The organism is Rahnella sp. P4_A8, from assembly GCF_056402435.1.
The window spans coordinates 1-606 of the sequence record NZ_JBFUHK010000367.1 but is presented as its reverse complement, the minus strand read 5'-3'; the positions used below and the strand labels follow the sequence as shown (position 1 = coordinate 606).

1 protein-coding gene is annotated in these 606 nt (G+C 46.9%); it reads left to right on the top strand.

All coding sequences use genetic code 11. The features are described 5' to 3' along the window. Positions 1–17: 17 nt before the first annotated feature. A partial coding sequence (locus tag AC1DUO_RS26030; RefSeq protein ID WP_477989628.1) for a LysR family transcriptional regulator occupies positions 18–606 on the top strand: 589 nt, incomplete at its 3' end.

Genomic DNA, 606 nt, shown 5'->3' with positions numbered 1-606 from the left:
CATTTATGGGATAGTTGATGCGGCCAGCTCTTGATTTTAATACCCTGAAAGTTTTCATTGCGGTGGTTGAAAGAGACAGTTTTGTTGGGGCATCTAAAGTCCTTGAAATGCCGACATCAAACGTGAGTCGTTGTATTTCTCAGTTAGAAGACAGACTGAATCTTCAGCTCATTGAGCGCAGCACCCGATATATGAAACTCACACAAGCGGGGCACCTGCTCTATACCCGGACGAAGCCATTACTGGAAGCGCTTGAACAAACTGAAACAGAATTAACGTTGCGGCAGATGCAGCTCAAGGGGCCACTACGTATCTGTATTCCCAATGAAATAGGTCCTGCACTGCTGGGTTCTGTGATTGCCGATTTCGCCTGCCAGCACCCGGATCTGGAAATTAGCTGTGTCACAAATTTGTCTGGTCTTGAATCCCTGCGAGACGATCTGGATTTAGCCATTATTGTGAGCCGTGGCCAACTGGATGACAGTGATTACATAGCCCGTCATCTGGTAACTATTCCTTGCACCATCGTTGCAGCCCCCTCCGTTATTCAGCGTTATGGCATCCCTTCTCGTATACAGCAATTTGAAACATTACCCTGTATTACCA